Source organism: Asanoa sp. NPDC050611 (genome assembly GCF_040654855.1).
GTDB lineage: Bacteria > Actinomycetota > Actinomycetes > Mycobacteriales > Micromonosporaceae > Asanoa.
Genome location: NZ_JBFAIU010000551.1, coordinates 1 through 3,101, shown reverse-complemented (window position 1 = coordinate 3,101; position 3,101 = coordinate 1). Strand labels below are relative to the sequence as shown.

At 72.8% G+C, this 3,101-nt stretch carries 4 protein-coding genes; 3 read left to right on the top strand and 1 reads right to left on the bottom strand.

What is annotated here, in order from left to right:
* The coding region (locus tag AB0H87_RS40020) for a hypothetical protein (RefSeq protein WP_360158495.1) at nucleotides 1–322 on the top strand (322 nt) is incomplete at its 5' end.
* Nucleotides 323–335: 13 nt separating this feature from the next.
* Here AB0H87_RS40020 and AB0H87_RS40015 read toward each other — a convergent pair.
* Nucleotides 336–1,229: an arginase family protein gene (locus AB0H87_RS40015; RefSeq protein ID WP_360158492.1), complete on the bottom strand. Its 894-nt coding sequence runs from the start codon at nucleotides 1,227–1,229 to the stop codon at nucleotides 336–338.
* A gap of 108 nt (nucleotides 1,230–1,337) precedes the next feature.
* Between AB0H87_RS40015 and AB0H87_RS40010 the strand changes: the two genes are divergently transcribed.
* Together AB0H87_RS40010 and AB0H87_RS40005 are read left to right on the top strand one after the other, a co-directional pair.
* The gene (locus tag AB0H87_RS40010; protein WP_360158489.1) at nucleotides 1,338–2,591 is read left to right on the top strand and encodes a M48 family metalloprotease; all 1,254 of its coding nucleotides are present in this window, start codon (nucleotides 1,338–1,340) and stop codon (nucleotides 2,589–2,591) included.
* 46 nt (nucleotides 2,592–2,637) lie between these two features.
* A partial coding sequence (locus tag AB0H87_RS40005) for a hypothetical protein (RefSeq protein WP_360158486.1) occupies nucleotides 2,638–3,101 on the top strand: 464 nt, incomplete at its 3' end.

Below are 3,101 nucleotides of genomic sequence, written 5' to 3'. Positions count from 1 at the left end.
GAAGTCGGCGAACTCGAAGCCGAAGTCGAGCGCCCGCTGGTGCACCGGGCCCGGCACGAGCTGGCCGGTCGGCGTGTTGAGCCACGTGACGAGGCAGGCGATCTGGACGTACGGCGTGGATTGGGACGAGCTCAGCGGCTGGATCTTCGACATCCTGGAGGCCGAACCCGGCGTCGTCTTTGCGGATGCGGGTGACAGCGGCTGGTTCCAGCTCGGGCTCGACAGCCCCCGGCACGCCGACGAAGTCCTCGCGCTCTTCTTGGGGGGCGCGCTGGCCGCCTACCGCCGAGGGGCGAGCGAGGCGGGCATCCAGTGCCCGTAGGTCCCGAGTACATCTAGCGCAGAGCCGCGGCGAACCGGGTGACGAAGCGGGTCACGGCGCTCGGGTCGGGTGCGTGGTCCGGGTTGATCTCTGTCAGCACCAGGCCCGCGAACCGGGGGCTCGCCGTGAAGACCGACAGGCTCGTGGCCAGCTCGTCCAGGGTCAGGCCGATCGGCTCGCCCCCCGAGTCCGGCACGTCGGCCAGGGGAGTGTCGACAAAGGACAGCACGTCCACGTCGCAGTGGACGACGAAGCGTGGCCCGGCCGACTCGATCGCCTCGCGGGCCCGCGACGCCGCGGCCGCCGGGTCAGCATGGATCTCGTCGGCGTGCAGGTGGGTGATGGCGAGCTTGTCCAGCATCTCCAGCTCGACGTCACCCGGCGGCAGGGCGTGGCCGTAGGACACGACCTCGTCAGCCGACAGCAGCGGCGTCGACGGGCCGATGCCCGCCAGCTCCGGCACGCAGCCTGGCACCCCGAGCATGCAGGCCAGACCCATCGCGTCGAGGTTGCCGACCGACCTCGTGGCCGGTGTGAAGAGGTCGGGGCCGCCGTCGACATAGAGCAACGCGGGCGGCGCGCCGGCCAGGGCGAAGCCCGAGACCACCCCCGCCGTGATCGAGCAGTCGCCGCCCACGACCAGGGGTAGCTGGTCGCGGGCCAGGATCCGCGCCGTGCCGGCGGCGACCGACGTCGCCACCCGGGCCACCGCGGCCGCGTTCTTCGCCGACGGTCGCCGCGGGTCGGGCCGCCACCGGAACGACGACACGTCGCCATGGTCGACGGCACCGCCGGGTAGCAGGTGGACCAGCCCGGCCGCGCGCACCGCTGTAGGCCCTTTCTCCAGACCCGGTGTGTGCGCGCCCGCGCTGGACGGAACCCCGAGGAAACCCCATCGCGCATCCATGCCCGTCATGCTCACACGACCCACCGACAAAAAGCCGCTTCGGTCGATGGCACCTCGGCGGAACAGGCCATGCCGCCGGGATCGACGTACCAGAATGATCATCTCCCGATGAACACGCCGAACTGTCCTCGATGCGCGGCCGCCACGACCACCCTCGGCAGCGCTCTGCCGTGGTGTCCGGGCTGCGAGTGGAACCTCGACGCCTACGACGGCGCCGCGCAACCGGCCGAGTTCGGCTGGCGCTGGGTCGACCGGCGCCTGCACCGGATGGCCTTCCGGCTCGCGCAGCGGCAGTTCGCCGCGTTGGTCAAGGCCGACCTGGCCCGCAAGGCCACCGTGTCCCGGTTCGTCGTCGTCAGCGTCGCGCTCGTCCTGTACGCGGTCTTCGCCGCCATGGTCGTCGGCGGCGTCCTGCTGGTCCTCAAGGACTTCCTGTCCTGGTGGATCCTCCCCGGCGCCGTCCTGCTCGCGCTCGCCTGGCTGCTGCGTCCCCGGCTCGGCCGGCTCGACGACCTGGACGGGCACGAGGTCACCCGCGACGAGGCGCCGAACCTGTTCGCCCTGCTCGACGAGGTCGCCGGCGCGGTCGGCACGACGACACCGCCGACGGTCCTGGTCGACGGGGACCTCAACGCCTACACGACCGCGGTCGGCTTCCGGCGCCGGCGGGTGCTCGGCCTGGGCCTGCCGCTCTGGGCCGTGCTCGAGCCGCAGGAACGCGTCGCGCTGCTGGGCCACGAGTTCGGCCACTTCGTCAACAGCGACCGCCGCCGATCGCTGCTGGTGCAGCCCGCGCTGCGGATGCTCGGCCAGACCGCGATGCTCCTGCGGCCCGGTTTCGGATCGGCCGGCGGCAGCGTCCTCAACATGATCGCCGAGGTGGTCTCACGGGTGGTGATGTCGCTGCTCAGCAAGGCCCTGCTGCTCGGGCAGATCGCCCTGCTCTGGATCGGGTTGCGGGACGGCCAGCGCGCCGAGTACCAGGCCGACGGCATCGCCGCCCGCGTCGCCGGCACCACCGGGGCCATCGCGCTGGAGGAGGTCCTGGCGGCCGGCTCCGTCGTGCACATGCTCGTGGCCCGGGACGCCCGCGCCGGCAACGGCCCGGCGACCTGGCGCGCCTCGGTGGCCGACGGCGGCTTCCGCGGCGGCGCGCGCACCGCCGCCCGGCTCCAACTCTCCATCCGCGAGGAGGCGTCGCTGTTCGCCACCCACCCGCCGGCCGGCCTGCGGGCCAGGATGATGCGGGAGCGCGCCTACCTCGAGCCGGCGGTGCGCCTGACACCGGGCCGCGCCGAGGCGATCGACGCGGAGCTGACCAAGCACTACGAGGCGGCCCGCCGCGATCTCAAGCACGCGTAAGCACCCCAGGTCGGCGCCGAGGAACCGCGACGCTACCGTCGGGCGCGTGGATCACCTCGCCGCCCACCGCGCGTACCTCCGAGGCTGGAGCACGCAGAGCAGCGACGACGACCTGGTCACCTACCGCAGCGACGTCGCACACGCGACCCTCAACGGCGTCCTGCGCACCCGCGGCCGACCGACCCGCCAAGCACTCGACCAGGCACGCGAGCGCCTCCACGGCGTACCCCGGATCTGGTGGGTCGGTCCGGACAGCGACCCCGGCACCGCGAACGACCTGCGACACGAAGGCGCCACGCCGCTCACCCAACTGCCGATCATGGTGGTCGACCCGGAGCAGGCGGCCCGGCCGCCAACGGTCGCCGGCCTCGAGATCGAAGAGACCACGAACATCACGGAGTACGCCGCCGCGTACGCCCGCGTCTCCGGCATCGATCCCCGGCCGAGGCGTTCGGCTGGTTCGTCCGCCGCACGGCCGAAGACATGGCCGGCGACGCGGGGCTGTGTCAC